Here is a 21,597-nt window from a genome sequence, read left to right on the forward strand (position 1 = left end):
AATAAATCTCCTTTCATGCATACTGAAACATTTCACATTATAGCATATAATCTACAGAAAACAAAGTAAATATCACGTAAAATTATTCTAACGAAAAAAAGGATATGCCAATGCATATCACCCTTTCATCAAATCTTTACGACATGTCTAGCTTGTAAGCCACGCTCTGTCGAATAGAGTTCAAACTCTACGAGTTCACCTTCATTTAAAGATTTATATCCATCTTGTATAATTTGACTATAATGAACGAAAACATCTTTTCCTTCACCACGATCAATGAATCCAAATCCTTTTTCAGCATTAAACCATTTGACTTTACCCTGCATAATCACAACTCCTTTACTTCATGGTTGTATCCATTATAGATGATGCTAATTAAGAAAGAACGCATTTTCTGTCGAGCCAATTTCTTTTTTTGTTTTATTTCCTAGGAAATATATCTTTTTTTGACGAATCAATATAAAAAAATGCACACTTCATAAGCGAAATGTACATTTATAATGTCATAAAACTCTTAGTTGATAAAACAAGCAGTTCTATCTTTTGGGGATGACACTTTTCAATAAGTGATAAACAAGTGGTTAAGGTTGATGATGAAGTTATCACATCATCAAAAATCAATACCTTTTTTCCTTTAAGAACTGTTTCATTTTGAATACCAATTTTGTCTTTAACCCTTTTTCTTTCAGCAAATGACAAGTCACTTTGTTTATACATTTCTTTCTTATAAAGTCCTGTAAAAACATGTGATGAAAATGAATAAGCAATACTTTCCATAGGTGCAAAGCCACGTTTTTCATTTTCTTGGAACGAACTGGGAGCTACTGCAATGATATAATCTTGATATTGTATATGAAAACAGGACTGATAAGAACATAAAAATGCATCTTTTAAAGCATAGTCATAAAGTCCCTTATATTGATAAAGAAGTGATTTAAAGAAATCATCATATTCATATAAAATTCTTAAAGGATGGTGATGAAAAGTTGTTTGAATATCTATAATATGAAACTGAGATAAACATTTCTGACATAGTGGCAGAGTATAGAGAAGATGGGCTAAGGATATTTGTTGCAGAAGCGGTGTGTGACAAATTAAGCATTCATTTTGTTGAGGTCTTTGATGGTATGAATACATTGCTTGATAGATGCGGTATGTTCATTGGATAAAATATAAACATGCCCTTGAGGATGAGAGATTTTACGTCCTACACGCCCTGCTATTTGAATTAATGTTCTACGATCAAACAAATCATTTTCACCATGATAGATAATCACCTGAACATCTTCTACAGTAATTCCACGTTCCAGTAAAGTTGTGGAAACAATCACATCAATGTCGCCTTTTTTCAATGCCTCCAGTTTTTCTTGATTATGTTCATGTATAGAAGAAACACCTTGAACTTTAAGACCATGTAATTTTTGGACAAGTTTATCAACATCTTTTACATAGGGAACAAAAATAATCACTTTCTTCTTCCATTTCCAAAGGAGTAAACGAATGAGCCATATCTGTAACCAATGAGGACAAATGATTAATTGAGGTACTGGAAGATCATAGCCATGGTATCTGCGATTCATAATTAGTAATTCTTCTCCATGTATATCCTCTTTGACGAATGTTGCGCTCAACTTGACGTAATGACCTCTACAACAATTCATAAAAATTTCCTGTAAAACTTTGTTCCCATAAAATGGAAAGGCATCTACTTCATCCCCGATAATTAAATCAAAACCACTTTGTTCAAAGCGATATAATTGATGCATCGTACAAATAACCATCTGTGCATCCATATTTTCGTTATGTCCACCATAAACCAAACCAATATCCAGATGATCAAATGCTTCTTGAATCCTTTGATATAATTCTTTCACTAATTCTTTTCGAGGAATGCAAAAACAAACACGATGACCAATCTGTAAAGCATACTGAATTAACTCAAATACGATTTCTGTTTTTCCAGAACCGCAGACTGCCAAGACGGCGGAATGTTTATGACTTTGATAATTTTTAACAAGCTGTCTGGATATTTCCTTTTGAGTTGGAGATAGTTCAAAATCAAGATGATATTGAACTTGACATACAGGATATTGATGATTTTCCTGTTGACATGTTTCATCAATCCAGACACGATGGAATTGGATGCACTCACGACAATAATATCTTCCATTTAACTCATATAAGCGCTCTACATTTCGATTATGACATCTTGAACATTCCACTTTTCATCACCCATAGCTATCATACCACAAATCAACACCTCTAAAATCTCAACTTTGTCTTATCTTTTTCTCATATTTCAAAAAACATTTCATACATTGTATGGGGTGAAATCTATGTGTGGAATTATCACAATTTGTAATTATTCAAAACATTTACTTGATTATGATGAAAAAATCATGACAATGACAAAGCTCTTACAAAAGCGTGGGCCTGATCATATGGGTTATTTTATGACACCACATTGTCTTATGGGACATACACGTTTAGCTATTATTGATTTAAAGAATGGGCAACAACCTCTTTTATATACGCATCATGAGCGTACTTATCGCATGACATATAACGGTGAGATTTATAATATGACTGAAATCAAAAATCATTTGATTGAGTTAGGTTACACATTTCAAACAATGAGTGATAGCGAAGTTGTTTTGGCTGCTTATATAGAATATCAGGAACATTGTCTTGATTTATTTGAAGGTATTTTTGCATTTGTAATTGATGATGGTGAAAAATTATTCGCTGCAAGAGATCCTCTTGGTGTCAAACCATTATATTATACATTACATGAAGGAACATTGGTTATTGCCAGTGAAATCAAAAGTCTTTTAAGCTATCTTGGTCAGGCTATTGTCGATGAAAAAGGTGTCAAAGAACTCTTAGGACTGGGTCCAAGTTTAACACCCGGTCAAACAGTCTATAAAAACATTTATTCCTTAAGACCAGGCTATTATTTATACTTTCAAAAAGAGTTACACATTCAATGTTATTGGAAGCTACATGATCAATCTCATGACGAAAATCTGCCAGAAACGATTCAGCATGTGCGTCATCTTGTTATAGAGAGTGTTCAACATCAATTGTTAAGCGATGTTCCTTTATCAACAATGTTGTCAGGTGGTTTAGATTCCAGCATTATTACAGCCATTACTTCACAATATGTCCGTCCACTTTCTACCTATAGCGTCACTTATGAAGATCAAGAGCAATACTTTCATGCCTATGATTACCAGACAACAATGGATGATGACTATATTCATCAGATGGTCACACGTTACACACCACATCATCACAATATTATTTTAAAGCAAACAGATTTAATAGATGCTTTAAAAGAAGCCTTAATTGCCAGAGATATGCCAGGTATGGCAGATATTGATGCAAGTTTTCTTTTATTTTCTAAAGAAATCGCTAAAGAGCATAAAGTCACATTATCAGGTGAATGTGCTGATGAAATCTTTGGTGGTTATCCTTGGTTTTATAAAGAAGAACTCTATAACCAGCCTTATTTCCCTTGGATACGTGATTTAGATCAGAGATTAAGTATGTTTAATGAAAAAGTTCAAAAATTAAACCTTAAAGACTATATTATTCAACGCTATCAAGAAAGCTTACAAGAAATTCATACTGACAATCGTAAAAAACAGCTTATCTATCTCAATACACAATGGTTTATGCAAACACTTTTAACACGTGCTGACAGTCAAACCATGCGTGCTTCATTAGAAGTCCGTGTCCCTTTTGCTTCTACAAAAATACTTCAATATCTTTATAATATGCCCGAGGACTATATGTTTTTTCAAGGTGAAGAAAAAGGTATTCTTCGTCAGGCTTTTCACGATTTTTTACCAGAAGATATTTTACATCGTAAAAAGAATCCTTATCCTAAGACCTATTCTCCACTTTATGCTCAACTTATCGAAAACAAATTAAAAGAATCCTTAAAGGATCCTTCTAATCTTTTATTTCAATTTTTTGATTATCAAAAGCTTAATGGTTTTATACAATCTCATGGTCAAAGTCTAACTGCTCCATGGTTTGGACAACTTATGATGGGACCCCAACTCATGGCTTATTTCTATCAAATTTATTTATGGGGAAAAATTTATCACATTCAACTTGAATTTTAAGCAGGTCACCCTGCTTTTTTATATTTGATCTTCATAATATGAATGAGGATGTTTTTGTAGATAAGCATCAATAGCCTGTCTTCCTAAATCAGGATCATTAGTAATAATTCCACTTACTCCCATATCTAAATACTGTTTCATTTTCTTTTCATTATCTACTGTCCATATGTAAATAGGAATCATTTGTGAAATAGCTTTTTGAATTAAAGAAGTACTTGCTCGATTTTCTTCAATAGCTAAAAAGTCAATATCCATATTCCATATACTTGCATCAATATCTCCAATACTTCCATAAATACAGTATCCAATCCACCATTCAGGATAAAGATGATGTAAATAAGATACAGTCGGATAATGCAGGGACATAAACATTGTTTGTGAACCCATATGATATTGATTGACAATTTTCACCACCTGATTGACCATTTCACGGTAATTTTCAGGATCAGCTTTGAATTCTATTAATAATTTGATATTGAAATGATGATCTTGCATCTTTTGAATCAAATGTTCTAATGTCGTAGGTTGAGCTGTATAATTTTCATATTGTAATGTTGTATCTTCAAATTGTTGGGCAGTCATTTGTGAAACGGATGTAGATACATGGGATAGACGTGACATTGTTGTATCATGATATACAATTGGAATACCATCTTTAGATAACTGAATATCAATTTCTGCAAAATCACTACCATAATCATTAGCTTTTTCTACAGCTTCAAAAGTATTTTCAATAGCGTACCCTGAACCACGATGCCCTATTACATAAGGCTTATGCAATCTTAAATCTTGATGAAAATAAACAATCCCTACAATAAAAATACAAATGATACAAATAATACGTAAATATTTTTGATAAGTACGTATCCATTGTATTTGTGAAAAATATTGTTTTAATTGACATAAGGCGTATCCTGTTGTTTTTTGGCAATGACTGATCAATCGTTGCAAACGAATGGTATCTAAATTCTGTTGTTGAATGGTCATGATTTCTTTTTCATACTGACAAAATAATGACACAAGATAATTCAAAAAGAGAGTCATTGCGATAATCTGTAAAAGATAAATGATGATATATTGAATAACACTATAACGAAAAGATGCAAAATGCATGAGATATTTTACAAAATAAATATTAAAATCTCGATTATGTAAAAGAGGGTATGGTAAGATATGTATGATACTATTTTCTACGATCACCCACGCTATGATACTCATCAACAATCTTATTTTTTGTGAAAAAGTGATTGTTTTTAGTAAATGGCATCCTTTTTTTATAGCTTGTATCAAAGACATTTGTTTTAAAAATAAATAAAGTGGAACAAAAATCATCATAATATATAAACCATAATAAAATAAATAAATAAGACCAATCAAAATTTGGCCTTGAAGGGTTAATTGAAGTTCATTTAAAATGAAAGATGGAATATCCCATCTAGGGACATAATTATTAATATACCCTACATGAACTAAAGGTAACAATAACAACATATAAAGACCACTTAATACAAAAGTTGGTTTATGAATTGTTTTTAAATTGATGATACTTTTTAAAACAATCTCTTTCAATTGATAAGATTGTTTTTGATGTTCTAAGGTGATGATTTGTATAATCACATACAGATTGTAATAAATCAAAAGCATCATCGTCAGTACTAAAATCAAAAATATAATGATTCCCGGTAATGATAAAAAAACTTCTATCATATTTTGATTAAAAGCAATACTGACTGATGCCTTCTTTAAATATTCCTTTAAGATAAGTCTGAGTATCGGACTTAAACAAAAAAGAATGATCAGCTTATAAATAATTGTAAACTGTAAAACATTCTTAATGAAAGAACCATATTTTTTCATCACACTGACCATCCCCTTTAGCTACTATGATACATAATCCTGCCACTTTGTCAAATCTCTTTTCCAAAAATAATATTTGTAAATGAGAAAAGTTGCGATAGTACTCATAAGGGCAATATAAAATTGAGGATAACAAAGTTCTAAACTTAAACGTAAACTGAATACCCCAGAAAATGGGAAAATATGCCATGTCAAAAACTCATAAATCTCCATTGCAATAATCCCTATTAGTCCAATACAGCATAGTATATAACTTGTATATCCCCAATGCATCCAAATGCTAAATATCGTAATCATCATGCATGTAACAGCAATGGGATTATTCATTAAAATAAACCCTGATACATCCTGCACTCCCTTATATCCACCAAACCAGGTCATAAACATCGTTGATAAACTGAATATAAAAATGATTGTCATAAAGATTTTTCTTTTCATATTGATCACCCACTTACAGTATAGTGGATTATACGCAAAACTTTCTTAATAAATTCTTAATATTCTATAAAAGAAAAACAAGATCATTCAAGACCTTGTTCTTTCTTTAATCTTTCTTGTTTATTTTTTTGCGTTTTGATGACTTTTTGACGAGAGAATTCTTCTCTATCTTTTTCATCTAAAGATTCACTAATGAATTTCACTGTTCTTTCAAATTCAGGAATAGAAATGTTTTGCAAAGCATTAGCACGTTTTTGTGTTTTACGAATAGCATTGGCTAAACGATAAACAGCATTTTCTATTTCTGCTAATTTCACAGTTAATTCTTTAACATGATAGAAACATCTATAAGCATAATCAACTTTAGAATTTGCTCTTTCAAAACCATATCCTAGACGAAGAGGTGTTTTTTCATAGCTTACTTTTGGAATTTCGACTCCCATAACGCTTCGATAAGTCACACTCAATCCTTCATCAATAGGAACAGCTTCAACAATATCACTGATAATACCAAGTGACATGTTCGCTTCCTGAAGAGCATAATAAGCTTTTTGATAAGAATCTGTAATATCATCTCTGATCAATTTGACATCATCTAATAAATTCATCATTTCCTTGATGAGAACATTTCTTTTTTTATCCATCAAGTCATAACCCAAATATGCGAGTTCTAATGACTTTTTGGTAGCAATCAAATTCCCTTTTGTTGGAAAGACCTGATTAGCCATTATCTACAGCCTGCTGTAGCTCTTTAATCATTGTATCTTCTTGAAGATTAAATTGAGCTACTGCCTTTTCATGATCATAGAATTGTTCTAATACGGCATTATCAATACGATCTAATTCATTCTTAGGAAGAACAGATAATAAAGTCCATCCTAAATCTAATGTTTCTTCAATAGATCTGTTTGTATTGAAACCTTGGTTAAGGAAATGTTGTTCAAATAAACGTCCAAATTCCATATATTTTCTATCAACAGGTGTTAATTCATCTTCACCAATAACTGATGTTAATGATTTAACATCCTGCACATGTGCATAGGCAGCAAATAGCTGGTTAGATACATCTGAATGATCTTTTCTTGTATATCCTTCACCAATACCGTCTTTCATCAAACGTGAAAGTGATGGAAGCACACTTACTGGTGGATAAATACCCATTGAATTCAATTCAGAATCAAGTGTAATCTGTCCTTCAGTAATATATCCAGTTAAGTCAGGTACTGGGTGAGTAATATCATTGTTAGGCATTGTTAAAATTGGAATTTGTGTCACTGATCCTTTTGCTGATTTAGAAATACCAGCTCTTTCATATAATGAAGCTAAGTCAGAATATAAGTATCCTGGATATCCTTTACGTCCAGGAATTTCTCCCTTACTTGAAGAGAATTCACGTAAAGCTTCACAATAAGAAGTGACATCAGTATAAATAACCAAAACATGCATATCATGTTCATAAGCTAAATATTCAGCTGCTGTTAAAGCACAACGTGGTGTTAATGTACGTTCAATGATTGGGTCATTAGACAAGTTCAAGAACATAACAACTCTTTGCATAACCCCAGCTTCTTCAAAAGAACGTCTGAAGTATTCAGCAACGTCATTTGTAACACCCATTGCCGCAAAGACAACTGCAAATCCACTACCATCATCATCTTTAACTTTGGCCTGTTTAACGATTTGTACAGCTAATTGATTGTGTGGCAAACCTGAACCTGAGAAGATTGGTAATTTCTGTCCACGAATCAAAGTTGTTAAACAGTCAATAGATGAAATACCAGTGTTAATATAGTTTCTTGGATAAACACGAGCAACTGGATTTAATGGTTGACCGTTAATATCCATAGATTTTTCAGCATAGATTTCTCCAAGACCATCAATTGGTTTTCCTGCTCCAGAGAACACACGTCCTAAGATTTCCTTAGATACAGGAAGTTCCATTGGATGACCTAATAATCTTGTTTTTGTATTGGCAAGAGATAAAGAGTTTGTTCCTTCAAAAACCTGTACAACAACTCTTTCTCCTTCAATTTGAACGATACGTCCTAAACGAGTTGAACCATCTTTTAATTGTAATTCGACCATTTCGTCATATGAAGCATCTTTAACATGATCTAATACGACTAATGAACCATTAATTTCGTTCAACCCTACATATTGTAGACTCATAACATTTTCCTCCTTTAGTCAATAGATGCAACTGCTTCATCAATTTCTTTATAATAATCATCAAATAAAGCTAAATTATTGTTAGGGACATCATATTTCATTTTGACAACTCTATCAAAAATACCTGTTTCCAAAATCAAACGAATTGGTTTTCCAGCACTGACAACTTCTTTACCACGTTTATATAAGTATAAGATGACTTCCATCATCTTTAACTGTTTTTCAAGTGGTACATAAGTATCATCTGGATGGAATGCATTTTGTTGTAAGTAACCAACACGTACTAATTTAGCAACTTCAATCACTAATTTCTGATCATCTGGTAAAACATCAGAACCCATTAATTTGACAATTTCCATTAATTTTGTTTCTTCAGCTAAAATACTTGATAATTCCTGACGATCTCTTAAGAATTTTGGATCAACATTTTTATTGAACCATCTTTCAAGATCAGGAATATATTCACTATAACTTTGATTCCAGTTAATCGCAAAATAGTGACGTGCATAAGCTAAAGCTTTATCCAATGCCCAGAAAGTACGTACGAAACGTTTTGTATTTTGAGTGACTGGTTCAGAGAAGTCAGAACCTTGTGGTGATACGGCACCAATGATTGTGACTGAACCTTTTGTTCCATTTAAGTTATTCATATATCCAGCACGTTCATAGAATTGTGATAAACGTGATGGCAAGTATGCTGGGAATCCTTCTTCAGCTGGCATTTCTTCCAAACGTCCAGAAATTTCACGTAACGCTTCTGCCCAACGAGAAGTTGAATCTGCCATGATGGCAACATGATATCCCATATCACGATAATATTCAGCAAGTGTTACCCCTGTATAAATAGAAGCTTCACGAGCCGCAACTGGCATGTTAGAAGTATTAGCAATCAATACTGTTCTGTCTGTTAAAGGTTTGTTAGATTTAGGGTCAATCAATTCTCTAAATTCTTCAAGAACCTGAGTCATTTCGTTACCACGTTCTCCACAACCTACATAAACGATAATATCGGCATCACACCATTTTGCTAATTGGTGCTGAGTCATTGTTTTTCCAGTACCGAATCCTCCTGGAATAGCAGCTGTTCCACCTTTAGCAATTGGGAACAATGTATCAATAACACGTTGTCCTGTCACTAATGGCATTGAAATTGGTAAACGTTTTGTAACTGGTCTTGCCTGTTTGATAGGCCATTTTTGTGTTAATGTACATTCCACAATTTCACCATCTGCCGTTTCAATTTTCATGACAACATCATCAATTTTGTATTGTCCAGATGGAGCCACTTCAATAACTTTTCCTTTTGTATATGGTGATACCATACATTTATGCGTGATTAAGTCAGTTTCAGGAATTGTAGCATAAATATCTCCACCTTTGACTTCATCACCGACTTTTGCAACCATTGTGACATCCCATAATTTATTTTTATCCAATGGATCAACATGGCTACCAGTTGGAATGAAAGCACCAGATTCTTTTGCAATTTCTTCTAGTGGTCTTTCAATCCCATCAAAAATATTTCTTAAGATACCAGGACCTAAAGTAACAGAAATAGGTTGTCCAGTTCCATACACAGGTTCTCCTGGTTTTAATCCTGTTGTTGTTTCATAAACCTGAATTGTTGTTAATTCTTTTTTGATAGAGATAACTTCTCCAATCAATCTCGCATTACCAACATAAACCATTTCTAACATAGAAAAGGCATCTGTATCTTTGACTGTAACAACGGGACCATTGATTGAATAAATTACATTTTCATTCACACTCATACCTCCCGTTTCTATCTAATAATTAATCCAGAATTTTTATTAAACCAATCTTTTTGATTATTTAAAGCAAAATCTAAAGTTTCATCAACAACTAAAGAAGATGCTTTATTTTCAAGAATAAATCCACCAATTTGAATATCATCACTTGCTTGAACTTCAATATCAGTTCCAAAAGCTTTCACAAACGCATCTTTGTTTTTGAAATCATCATGAGATACATACATGATAGACTTAGAATCTTTAAAATCAGCAGCAACTTTCTTTATTTTTGCTTCTACAAAAGGTAAATATTCATCACTTTTGACAAAAGCTTTTAATTCATCACGTGCCTGATCAAAGATGTTTTTCACATATTCATCTCTTTTTTCAATTAATTTTTTTGTTCTTTCAATATGACTTTCAGAAATTTCTGCAGAAGCGTTAGAACTCATTTCTTCTTCTTCCTGTTTCAATTTTAAATCAGCATCTCTTTTCGCTTCTGCTTTCATAGATTCATAAGCTTCATCTTCAAGAGCTTTCACTTCATTTAAAATTGCCTGTTCTTCGCTTTTTGCCTGTCTTTCAATTTCATCTTTCATATAGAGAAATACTTGATCAATATTTTGCATAATCTATCTCTCCTATAATTTCACTCCAATAGCTTCAGATACATAACCGTCGATTGTTTCACCAATCTTAGAATTTCCATGACGGTCAGGTATTTCTGTAATGAGTGGTTTTTGTTGTTTTAATTTAATCTCTGATATAATATCTGGACACATATCAACTAATTTTGTAGTCACTAAGATAATCGCAATAGATGAATCTTTCATCTTTGACTGTAAAACTTCAAGAAAATCTTTTCTTGTATGCACAACCACACCTTCAATACCTACAAGTCTTAGTCCCATTAATGTATCAATATTATCGCTGATTAAGAAAAATTTCATATAATCAGACCTTTCTTGTAAAAATTATAAAGCGTTGATAATTAAGATTGAAATTAATAACCCGTAAATGGCAACCCCTTCACCTAAGGCAACGAAAATTAATGCTTTACCGAAGTTGTTATCATTTTCAGAGAAAGCTCCAATAGCAGCAGGAGCAGCAGCAGCAACGGCAATACCTGCACCTAATGCAGAACATCCAGTTGCTAATGCAGCAGCTAAGAATCCCATACCTTGAGCAACTGTACCAACAATAGAAGCACCTTCAGCGGCAAATGCTGAACCCATTGATAAACATAAAGTTAAAGCAACAGCTCCAAAGAATCCTCCAACATGAGTTAATAAACGCCATTTTGCACTTTCTTTGCTTACTTTAGAAGTAAACATTTTTACTAATGGTAAAGATAATAAAACAACAGCAATAGCAGGTAAAATAAACATCATTAAATTCATAATTTTTTTCCTCCAAATATTTCTTTTTATTTTTCTTGAATTGAATGGAAAGGTTTTCCTTTTCCTTCATAATAACGTGAGAACATTTCATAGAACTCTAAACGTAAAACCTGAATACCAACAATCATACCTTCCAAACACATAACGAAGATATTACCAATAATAGCTACTAAAATATATCCAAAGTTAATGATACCTGGACCTCCAGCAACCATTTCAGCTAATGTGTAAACAACCATCATCATTCCGGCATGTGATAAAACGAATCCACCTACACGTAAGAATGACATCGTATTAGCAATGAATGTCAGCATAACTTCAAATAATTCAAAGAACGCTTCTGTAAAGAAAGCCCCAAAACCATGTGGGAACATCTTTTCCCCTTCAAGTTTATGACATAACGGTTCTTTTAAGAAAATCATCACGACTGGCATTGCAATCAATAAAACAATATAGACTGGTCCACCAAGAGGTAAATTCATTCCCACAAGCATATTGGCAACTAATAATAGAACTGATACATAGAATACAAGTCCAGCGACACCATTTTGTGAGAATAACATTTCTCCCCAGTGTTTCTTCTTAATATTTAAGAAGATATTAAATGCGATAGAAATGATAATCAAGATAACACCCGTTGCAATGGCTGCCATCAATAATGTCATGGTATTTTCAGATTTCATTGGCAAGAACATTGGCTCCATAAAGTGTTCAAATAATGCTTCACTACCAAAGATAGAACCAAAGACAAATCCAAAGATTGTACTTGAAATACCTAAACGCATTCCAACTGCACCTAATTGCATACCTTTCCATTTATAGAAAAAGTATCCAACCAGCGATAAAACAATCCCTTGTCCAACATCACCAAACATCATACCAAATAAGAAAGTATATGTAATGGCTACTAAATTGGTTGGATCAAAGTCAGTGTATGATGGAACACCATACATTTCTACGAACATTCTAAATGGTCTTGAAAACCAGTTGTTTTTAAGTTTTGTTGGTGGTGTCAAACGTGAATCACTCATTGGTGAACTGATTTCTACTTTGACATCATCTAACTTTTCAAATTCTTCTTTAATATTCTTTGCATCCTTATCTTCCGCAAAACCATATACAGCGGCATTTTTGCCAAAGACAACGACATATTTTTGAGCATCATATGTTTCATTCAATTTTTTAGAAACTGAATAAATATGATTCATTTCTTCCATATTTTCACTAAACAGTTTTTCAATTCTTTGATCAAGCACTTGAATATATTGTTTAGCTGTGTCGTCTTCTTCTTTTAAAACTTCTAATGCTTCGCTAGGTTTACCATGTACGAATTCAGGAATATGAATACGTTCAAAATACAATGAAGAAAAGATGTTATCAATTTCAGGAGCATTATCTGCAGTTGCAATATAACTACAATATGTTTCCTTTGTTCCTTTATGTAAAACTTTAAATAAGAATTTCTGTTCTCCATAATATTTTAATTTATCTAAATTCATTGTTGGTAAACGCCCAAAACGAATCTGTAAATATTTACAAGAGAATAATCTATCAAAATCAATATTTGCATCAATCATATGCTCTAATTGAGCAATCGTTGCTTCATTCTCTTGAATCATCGTTAATAAATCTTCTTTGACTTTTTCAATCTGTGCAGCTTTTTCTAATACATTACAGAAGAATGTATCAGCTTGAATAATATTCATACGAACATTATCAACATCTGTGCTTTTTAATTGAAGACGATATTTATCCCTCGCTTCTTCCATTCTTGCGATTAAATCAGCATAAGGATTTTCACGATTTAATACTGATAATCCCTGTACTGAATCAGCAAATTTAGAAGCAGGTTCAGGATGAAAATTGTCAAGATTAATCAGCTTCAATAATACAGCATCATATTGCTGTGCTGGAAATTCAATTTCCAGAAGCTTTAATTTTGCTATTGCCATATATTTCTCCCTTCCTTATACTGCTTTCTTCTTTAAAATTGATTTTGCTAAAACAAACACAAGGCAAGCAACAATCACAATAGCAAATGGCATAATTGGTAAATTGATATGTGCTTCATATACACAACCAAAATACACTAAAATTGCATAAACAATAATCAAACCACAAACTCCCTTCATGGAAAGGACTTTTTCCATTGTTGAATTTTCCAAATACATTTTCTTAAATGCACCAATTGTATAAGTTCCAACAATGAGAAGAAGTATTCCATCAACAAGTTTATAAACTGTTGATAATGGTAATGCTATTGCTGGATAGAGGCTAATTGTATAGAAAACATCTCCATAAATAAGTCCTCCAAGCAGTGTCGCTACACCAAGTGATAGAAGTAAACTTCCCATTTTTTTCTTTCTCATAAGAAGTCCAAGCAGTGCTAATACAGCTCCAACTCCTAAGTCCCCCAAGAAGATAATGAAAATAATATAATAAAGTGCTGCCACAGCAATCGTTGTATCAATGATATCTGTTTGTTTCACCTTACTTAGTATTTCAAACGGTCTGACAATTTTCGCATTATGCACAACTGTTGGTGCAATGATTTCCTGATGATCTAAAATATCTGCAGGTAATTCTTGGTATTCCATACCGTTGATATGTTTTAACATATCTTTGAATTCCTCAATCATACGTTTTGGAATAAATCCATAAATCGCACATTTGCTTTGGAAATCCACTACAAAAGTCTTAAATGATTCAATTCTTTGTAAGAACAAAGCAGTTGAATATAACTTCAACAAATCAACTTTGTGTGTTTCTCTTAAAATTGTCATCTTTTGATCCATACGTAAGATATATTCTTCCATCGCATGAACTTCTTCTTCTAATTCCTTTTTTGCATCATCAACTTTACCATGTACAAATGAAGGAATAACAATTTCTTCAAACCCTAACGCTTTAAATATATTGTCAACTTCCAGTAATAAACTGTTTGTCACAATATAACAACAATATACATACTGACGATCTTCCCCTAACTTATTAAAAATAAATGGGCGACCTTCATAATATTTAATTTTATCAAGATGTTGTCTGTGAAAACGTCCAAATCTGGCTTTCACATATTGACAATCTAATAAATGATCGAGATTGACTTCACTTAAAGTCATTCTCTTTAAGATTTCCAATGTTTTTTCATTTTCATCTTTTTCCGTTATTAATTGATCTTGAACATCTTTAATCTTTTTTATTTCAGCTTCCAGTTCACTTAAATATTGATTTGTTTTATCAAAATTTAATGCTTTATCAGGAGCTAAATCTTTATTCAAATCCAACTTCATATCAGATGCAACCTGAATCAAACGATCCAATAATTTTGTATAAGCACTATCTTCAAATAATGCGTGAACACCTTTCACATTATTGACAATCTTTGAAGCAGGTTGAGGATAAAAGTACTTGGAATCTTTGAGTGTAAATAAGACCTGATCTAAATCACGACGATCAAAAGTCATATTTAACAATATCATTTCTTCTATAGCCATATCTTGTCCCCCTAATAGATGAGCATCGCTTCAATTTGACTCGGTGCCTCTCCATATCTTAAACCTTCAATAATATGTTTAAGATTATCAATTTCAACTTGATATACAATTTTATATGTCATATAAACCAATGCACTATCTGTTGAAAATCTCATGAAACGTCTTGCTAAATTATATCTGATCTTTTCTGTATAATATTCAATATATACAAATTCCTGATCATCAACATATAATTTATAAGGTGATTCAGATAATTTCTTTAAAAATTCACTGGCATCCTTTGTTTCAATGAGTTCAAACATAACACTCTTTGGAATACGGCTATATTCCATAAACAGTGTTTCTCTAATTTGATCTGGTGTCGCATTGAAATATTTCTTTAGACGATATATCTTTGTAATATTCTGTAACTCTATAGATGTATTGATCATTGTTAATAAATCTTTACGTTTCTTTCCTTTATACAGCTTATTAACGACATCAACATACTCGGCATAATAAATATGCTTTAATTCTAATTCCAATAAGTTTGAATCAAATCTTTCATCTTCTTCTGGTTTATATTTAAGTAATGCATCATAATACTTTGTACCTTTCAACAAAAACAACAAACTATCATAATCATTAATTGCCAATAAACCATAAAGATCAAAACTCGCATATTTATTCAAATAATCAGGAATTTCAATTTCATAACCCGTATAGTAATCTGAAACAATTAATCTTGCTTTTGTTAAAATTAATTGAATTTCCAGTTCCATTACACCTAAGCGATAAAATTCTAATTCCTTTTTAGAAGCAAAACGCATCAAACGATCAAGTCTTAAGAAGATTTCTTTATTTAATAAAGCTTCCAATTGACCACGATGAACATTCACTTCTTTTAAATCAGCTAATATATCACTATAAGCTGTTTCACTTTTCAAATAAGCAACTAAATCATTAATGCTTCTTCTTTTCAAAAGCTCCTCATAATTTTGTTCAGTTAATCTATGTGAATACATAGAACGTGCTTTTGCTAGAATTGCATTGGATGAAAAAGAACTCATACGCTCACCTCTCTCTATATTTCTTTACAACGATTAACAATGGTAGAAACCCATTCATCTTTATTCTTTTCGTAAAGACTAGAGAGCTGATTTAGTGATTCTTTGTACTCTTGTTCATTTTTGACTCTAGTTTCTTGAATCTTTGCTTCTAATTCTTTTTTATGAGCATCAATTTTGACTTGATATTCTTTCACAAAAGAATCATAGATTTCTTTCTTTTTTGCATTCATATTGGCTTGAACATCTTGCTTTTTCTTTTTTGCTTCTTCAACCCTTTTTGAACACTCCAAATCTATTGAAACAATATCATCAATAATTTTGTCCAAAATAATCCCTCCTCACTTTAATCATTTATTCTCACATAGTTTACTCCTATTTTTTTAACATTTCAAGAAAAATAGCACTTTATGAAAAAGAACCAAAAATACTTTGATTAAAAAAAGAAAAAATAGAAAATATCTCTATTTCTATCTTTTCATTTTTATAATCAAAAAGATTGATAAATACATATCTTTTCTAATTTACGTACTGCTGTTCCTCCAAAAAACAATTGCCATCCTAAAGTCATAGGAAAATTAACAAACATTGCCTGTAACCATAAAGCAATCACTTGATTTCCAGCATTTTGAAATAAAAGAGTTGCAATAAAACTCATAATGGGACACATCAAACAGACAATCATTGTACAAATCGTCATTTGAAAGATTTGTGGTGATGTTTCTTGTGGATTGAATCTTTTCATTGTTAAAGCGACAGCCCATTTTTCTACAAAACATAATTCAATAATCACTGCAATAGGCCACATAATCCATAATTCATGAAACGCCATGACAAAAGCCATAGCTATAGTAAATAAAAAGTGATGTCATTTTGATTTCATTCATTTTGTCCTCCTTCTTTTCGCACAAAAAAACATATGTGTTGTTCATAATCATGATCATTGCACATGTACCATTTCCAATACCACCACTGTTTCTATATGCAATTTTTAACGGGACTTAATTTAACATATTAAAAAAAAGATGTAAGTCTTTTTTTAAAATTTATATTTTATGTTAGAATAACATCAGGAGGTACTCATCATGTCATATCAATTACAAAAAGCCCATCCACAAGATGTTCCTGTTATCTTTGAAATGATATTAGAAAGAGATCAGTGGATGAAAGAAAAAGGCATTACTCAATGGCAAGATACACATTATCTTGATATCTTCCCACTTTCCTACTATCAACAGGAACAAGAAAAGGGAAACTTATTTGTTCTTACCGATAACAAACACAACATTATTGCCAGTGCGGTTGTCCATGACTATGACAGTAATTGGCATGATCATCAACCTGCTCTTTATATTCATCGTTTAGTCAGTCGTCCTCATTTACAGGGTGGTTCTTATTTTTTGAAACGTATTGAAGATTATGCCAGACAACTTGGTAAACATTATATAAGGTTAGATTCTATGACAAGTAATCAACCATTAACACAATACTATCAAAAACATGGGTTTATTGCTGTGGGGGAATGTGAAGAAGGATTATATCAAGGAACATTAAGACAAAAAGCAATATCACCACAAAAGAGAGTGTCAGCTTAGGCACTCTCTTTAATAATAATTTCAAATTCATCATCTTCATCAATATGATCAAATATAATATATCCCTCTCCACCTTCTTCAATGATTTCATCAGGTAAAATTTCCTGTCCGTCTTTCATAAGTATAAAAGAATAATTTTTCAATAATTCTGGATGAACATATAAATCTAATTCATGATCTTGATAGCCTATACCAATCTGATTCATATCCACATCTTCTCCTCTTGCAAATGACATTCTATAAGTAGAAACAGAGAATGTTTTTTCTATTTGACCCTGCACTTTTACTTTTAGCTCCTGCAAAGTATTTTCTATAATTTCTTGAATAGAAATAGTCTGCTTTTGCAAAAAAGTAGTTGGTATATTGGCGATAGCTAATTTTCTTTGAATCAAAACTTGATATTGAGGATTTTTTTCAATTGCAGACTGATATTCCTGAATCATTTTTCTTTGTGTGGGTGTTGGTAAAAAAGCTGTCAAAGCCTGAACATAATCATCGATGTCTTCAAGTGTAAGTGTCTGTTTCATTCTGCCACCTCCCTCTCTATATTTTGAATGAGTTCAATCCATTGATTGCTCATCAGCATATCTTTATAAACATTTTCTGGATGATATGTATGATATAAGAAATATTTGATATTATTAGGAGCATTAGAATGTCCAAATGCGACTTTATAAATTGCTTTATGTTTTGAAAATTCAGCCCAATAATATTCTAATAAGTTGACATAATCTTTAATTTGTGATTTTTGTTGTTCATCAAAAACATAATCTAAATAAGGACTTTCAAGTGCCGGTATATAATAATATTTCAATAAATGAAAAGTATCTGTAAGAATTTTTCTAATCATCTCATCTTTATTTAATTTTTTGTTTTGACATATATAATTTTCAAAACCTTTTTTAAATATTTGTCCTTCACTTTCATTTTGATTCATTTTCTGACTTGTTTCACCAATCATGACAATATCAATACGATAGAAAAGATAACCCATATGCCATAACTGACCTTTTAAAATACGAATAATTTCTTTTTCCTTTTGTTTTTGATCTTGAACATGAAGATATTCATGATGAAAATCATTGAGTTCTTCATAAAAATCTCGCATTAATGTAAAAACATAGAAATCTAAAAATGATATCAAAGCCTGTGCATATTTAACGTTTTGTATTTTTAAAATTGACATATTCATATAACTGAATGTTCTTAAATAATGATTTTCAAAGTTCTGCATCATTTTTTCTGTCAACTCCATTTGATCCAAATGACGATAATCTTCCAATGAAGAATGTTTTTTTCTAAAAGATGTCCACTCACGTGTCAAAACAATTGCATAATCCGAACAAATCCCCTTAAGATTACAAAATTCTTCTACATCATCATGTATTCCTTGTGATAAAGTATAATTGGTATCATTATTATATGTCTTTTCATTATGGAACTGAATATCTGTATCTATCTGAGTCATTGATAATTCCTCTTGCGTATGTTCATGAGGTTTTTTATTGGCTGATCTATAAATACCATCTTCATCCTTTTGAAAACCATCGTTCTCTTGACAATCATGACTCTCTTTTGTTGATGAAAAATTGACTCTATTAACAATAGATGCATAAATATATCCACTTAAAGAATGATTGAACTTTTCTACAATCTTTTTGCTTTCATTCTTCCAATGTCTTGAAGCATAGATTAAATATAAATCATATCCAAAACCAGTTGCCATCTCCTCCACCATATTTTCAGGTAAATCAATGCTTTGAAATGCTTGTTTATATCGCAACTGTAAATCTATTTTCACATAGAGAAGCATAAAAATCCAACGATAAATCTGATAAAAATATTGGTAAACTTGTTTCGCACTTAAATGACCATAGGGTTGAAAGACAAGATATTTTGCTGAGCGATCTGTTGCACGTTTAGAAGTATAATCAGGACAATTGGTAATATAAGGCTTTACTGCATCAAAAAATTCTAAATCTTTTTTAAAGATATGGTTGCCTGATGATCCACCAGCATCTTTGACTTTTGTTAGAGAATAATACTTCATTTCCAGATGAGGTTTATATGTAACCATTTCATCAAACATTTCCTGTAAATGAGCAATAGATTTTAATCCTATCTTGTCTAAATAGTCTTGAAAGGTCATCTTTCCTTCCATTTTCATATCATGTGGAAAATGAGCAAAAACGATTGCTTTTAAAAGATGGAATAATTGTTTCTCATCTTCTTTTAGAATTCTATTAAGTTCCACTTGTTTTTTGATAAAAATATCATGTTCATCATCTAAATCATGATTAAAATGATGATCTTCTAAAAACTTCTTAAAAGCTTCTGAAGTTGTACAAAAACATTGTCCTTGTTTAAATAGTTCTTTATATTCCTTATCGTTAAGACATACAAGATAAGGTGAAAGTTCATTTCTTAAATAAAATAAACGTATGATATTTTCAAAAAATTCCTTCATATGAGATGGATCATCATAATAATTGATATTTTGATTTTCTAAAGCCTCATTCATATAATTGATTGTTTTTTGAATATCTTCTTCAATATGTTGAGGATGAACAACGATTTCATCGACATCAATATTCAATTTCAATAAAGGTTCTATATCAAATAAATCAATAGCTTGTCGTAAAGATGTTTGATTATCTACATTTTCCATAATTCATGACATTTATACATATATAAATGCCTGTCACCTCCTTATATACTATATAAATATTCTAGCATATAAGCTAAAAAGTGACATCATTTTCCTACCTATTGTGTAAAAATAATGTCACTCTATAATATCAAAATCTATGACAATAATTTCCAAATAACAATAAGTAAGAATCCTATCATTTCAATCAATATCAATATGACTTGTATTAACTGTTTTCCTATGAAATCATCAATATTTTCTAATAAATATTGAATAAAGATATTTTGTTCTAATGTCTCATTTTTTATAACCATACGTTTGATGTCTTCATATCTTTCTTCATTCATCGTTAAAATCTCCTTTAATAAAAAATGGCATATACGCAAATGAGCATTAAGAAGACTGCATTAAAAACAACATATCTTAAATAAATAGATTGTTCTTTTGCTAATTCATCAACTAATTCTTGAATAAGTTCTTGTTCATTTATGATCACTTGTTCCATAGAGTTAATCCTCCTCGTCTTTGCGTTTAAGCAAGAATTTGAATTCTTGTTCAGATTTTTCTTGTTGTTTTATTGTTTTTTCGAAATATGTATTGTAACGATTCTCTAAAAATCTCAAATCACATCCATCAAGGCTGTAATAAAAACACAAATGTCGTCTTATGTCATTAAAACAACTTAATATCATTTGACATAAAGAATAAGCCTCTCTATTGATTCTTAAAGCTTTTTCATAATCAAGTTTTTTATCATAAGGATCTCCATTTAAAAGAAAATCCAATCCTCTTTTATCTCCTTTTTCATATTCTTGTTTTGCAAAATCAAAACATTGTTGAAGTATTTCTAAAGCATTTTCATAATTTTTTTCAGCATAATATTTTCTTGCTTGTTTCATTGCGTTGTATAAATCCATTGCATTAACCTCCATTTGTTCAAAATTGTATTTTGTCAGGTATTCCTAAGTCTTTATAAAAAGACTTAGGAATAAAATGCTTTTTGCCATTCATGAAATAATCATGCATGACTTTTCATGTTAATCAATTGGTATAAAACGATAACA

At 31.3% G+C, this 21,597-nt stretch carries 23 protein-coding genes; 2 read left to right on the forward strand and 21 right to left on the reverse strand.

What is annotated here, in order from left to right; translation table 11 throughout:
* Positions 1-128: 128 nt before the first annotated feature.
* From B5E75_RS08600 to B5E75_RS08610, 3 genes are all read right to left on the reverse strand, one after another.
* Entirely contained in the window at positions 129-326 is a 198-nt protein-coding gene (locus tag B5E75_RS08600) for a cold-shock protein (RefSeq protein ID WP_087244131.1), read from the reverse strand.
* A 169-nt stretch (positions 327-495) separates the two neighbouring features.
* Entirely contained in the window at positions 496-1,137 is a 642-nt protein-coding gene (locus B5E75_RS08605) for a ComF family protein (RefSeq protein ID WP_087358402.1), read from the reverse strand.
* Complete coding sequence (locus tag B5E75_RS08610) at positions 1,095-2,222, reverse strand: DEAD/DEAH box helicase family protein (RefSeq protein ID WP_087358404.1); 1,128 nt, start codon at positions 2,220-2,222, stop codon at positions 1,095-1,097. Before B5E75_RS08610 ends, B5E75_RS08605 begins: the two co-directional genes overlap by 43 nt.
* A gap of 114 nt (positions 2,223-2,336) precedes the next feature.
* On the opposite strand from B5E75_RS08610, the gene asnB reads away from it, so the two are divergent.
* Positions 2,337-4,133, forward strand: coding sequence for an asparagine synthase (glutamine-hydrolyzing) (gene asnB / locus B5E75_RS08615; protein WP_087358406.1), 1,797 nt, complete (start codon positions 2,337-2,339; stop codon positions 4,131-4,133).
* Positions 4,134-4,151: 18 nt separating this feature from the next.
* Here the strand turns inward: asnB and B5E75_RS08620 are convergent, their stop codons facing one another.
* The 13 genes from B5E75_RS08620 to B5E75_RS08680 form a co-directional block, all read right to left on the reverse strand.
* Positions 4,152-5,990, reverse strand: a complete 1,839-nt coding sequence (locus tag B5E75_RS08620) for a glycerophosphodiester phosphodiesterase family protein (RefSeq protein ID WP_241146649.1) — start codon at positions 5,988-5,990, stop codon at positions 4,152-4,154.
* Between the two features lie 24 nt (positions 5,991-6,014).
* Entirely contained in the window at positions 6,015-6,428 is a 414-nt protein-coding gene (locus B5E75_RS08625) for a hypothetical protein (RefSeq protein ID WP_087358410.1), read from the reverse strand.
* 83 nt (positions 6,429-6,511) lie between these two features.
* Complete coding sequence (locus B5E75_RS08630) at positions 6,512-7,156, reverse strand: V-type ATP synthase subunit D (protein WP_087244122.1); 645 nt, start codon at positions 7,154-7,156, stop codon at positions 6,512-6,514.
* Complete coding sequence (locus B5E75_RS08635; protein WP_087358412.1) at positions 7,149-8,597, reverse strand: V-type ATP synthase subunit B; 1,449 nt, start codon at positions 8,595-8,597, stop codon at positions 7,149-7,151. The genes B5E75_RS08630 and B5E75_RS08635 overlap by 8 nt, the downstream gene beginning before the upstream one ends.
* A gap of 14 nt (positions 8,598-8,611) precedes the next feature.
* On the reverse strand, positions 8,612-10,363 hold the full coding sequence (locus tag B5E75_RS08640; RefSeq protein WP_087305219.1) for a V-type ATP synthase subunit A: 1,752 nt from the start codon (positions 10,361-10,363) through the stop codon (positions 8,612-8,614).
* Between the two features lie 17 nt (positions 10,364-10,380).
* Positions 10,381-10,977 (reverse strand): V-type ATP synthase subunit E, encoded by a 597-nt coding sequence (locus B5E75_RS08645; protein WP_087296816.1) that lies wholly within the window; start codon positions 10,975-10,977, stop codon positions 10,381-10,383.
* A 12-nt stretch (positions 10,978-10,989) separates the two neighbouring features.
* Positions 10,990-11,298, reverse strand: coding sequence for a V-type ATP synthase subunit F (locus tag B5E75_RS08650; RefSeq protein ID WP_087358414.1), 309 nt, complete (start codon positions 11,296-11,298; stop codon positions 10,990-10,992).
* A gap of 24 nt (positions 11,299-11,322) precedes the next feature.
* Positions 11,323-11,748 carry an ATP synthase subunit C gene (locus B5E75_RS08655; RefSeq protein WP_087358415.1) on the reverse strand — a complete coding sequence of 142 codons (426 nt, stop codon included), beginning with the start codon at positions 11,746-11,748 and terminating at the stop codon, positions 11,323-11,325.
* 26 nt (positions 11,749-11,774) lie between these two features.
* Positions 11,775-13,700 (reverse strand): V-type ATP synthase subunit I, encoded by a 1,926-nt coding sequence (locus B5E75_RS08660; RefSeq protein ID WP_087358417.1) that lies wholly within the window; start codon positions 13,698-13,700, stop codon positions 11,775-11,777.
* Positions 13,701-13,715: 15 nt separating this feature from the next.
* Positions 13,716-15,242 carry a V-type ATP synthase subunit I domain-containing protein gene (locus tag B5E75_RS08665; RefSeq protein ID WP_087358419.1) on the reverse strand — a complete coding sequence of 509 codons (1,527 nt, stop codon included), beginning with the start codon at positions 15,240-15,242 and terminating at the stop codon, positions 13,716-13,718.
* A gap of 11 nt (positions 15,243-15,253) precedes the next feature.
* Positions 15,254-16,291: a V0D/AC39 family V-type ATPase subunit gene (locus tag B5E75_RS08670; RefSeq protein ID WP_087358421.1), complete on the reverse strand. Its 1,038-nt coding sequence runs from the start codon at positions 16,289-16,291 to the stop codon at positions 15,254-15,256.
* Between the two features lie 14 nt (positions 16,292-16,305).
* Complete coding sequence (locus B5E75_RS08675) at positions 16,306-16,617, reverse strand: hypothetical protein (protein WP_087358423.1); 312 nt, start codon at positions 16,615-16,617, stop codon at positions 16,306-16,308.
* A 161-nt stretch (positions 16,618-16,778) separates the two neighbouring features.
* Positions 16,779-17,120 carry a DUF2798 domain-containing protein gene (locus B5E75_RS08680; protein ID WP_241146647.1) on the reverse strand — a complete coding sequence of 114 codons (342 nt, stop codon included), beginning with the start codon at positions 17,118-17,120 and terminating at the stop codon, positions 16,779-16,781.
* Between the two features lie 253 nt (positions 17,121-17,373).
* Here B5E75_RS08680 and B5E75_RS08685 point away from each other — a divergent pair, with 253 nt between their 5' ends.
* The gene (locus B5E75_RS08685; protein ID WP_087358425.1) at positions 17,374-17,883 is read left to right on the forward strand and encodes a GNAT family N-acetyltransferase; all 510 of its coding nucleotides are present in this window, start codon (positions 17,374-17,376) and stop codon (positions 17,881-17,883) included.
* Here B5E75_RS08685 and B5E75_RS08690 read toward each other — a convergent pair.
* From B5E75_RS08690 to B5E75_RS08705, 5 genes are all read right to left on the reverse strand, one after another.
* On the reverse strand, positions 17,880-18,410 hold the full coding sequence (locus B5E75_RS08690) for a hypothetical protein (protein ID WP_087358427.1): 531 nt from the start codon (positions 18,408-18,410) through the stop codon (positions 17,880-17,882). The genes B5E75_RS08685 and B5E75_RS08690 overlap by 4 nt on opposite strands.
* Entirely contained in the window at positions 18,407-20,551 is a 2,145-nt protein-coding gene (locus B5E75_RS08695) for a hypothetical protein (RefSeq protein WP_087358429.1), read from the reverse strand. Before B5E75_RS08695 ends, B5E75_RS08690 begins: the two co-directional genes overlap by 4 nt.
* Before the next feature lie 137 nt (positions 20,552-20,688).
* Positions 20,689-20,880, reverse strand: a complete 192-nt coding sequence (locus B5E75_RS08700) for a hypothetical protein (RefSeq protein ID WP_087358431.1) — start codon at positions 20,878-20,880, stop codon at positions 20,689-20,691.
* Positions 20,881-20,894: 14 nt separating this feature from the next.
* Entirely contained in the window at positions 20,895-21,038 is a 144-nt protein-coding gene (locus B5E75_RS14565) for a hypothetical protein (RefSeq protein WP_162607657.1), read from the reverse strand.
* A gap of 4 nt (positions 21,039-21,042) precedes the next feature.
* On the reverse strand, positions 21,043-21,450 hold the full coding sequence (locus B5E75_RS08705; protein ID WP_087358432.1) for a hypothetical protein: 408 nt from the start codon (positions 21,448-21,450) through the stop codon (positions 21,043-21,045).
* Between the last annotated feature and the right edge of the window lie 147 nt (positions 21,451-21,597).

Origin of the sequence: Massiliimicrobium timonense (assembly GCF_002160865.1) — a bacterium.
GTDB lineage: Bacteria > Bacillota_I > Bacilli_A > Erysipelotrichales > Coprobacillaceae > Allocoprobacillus.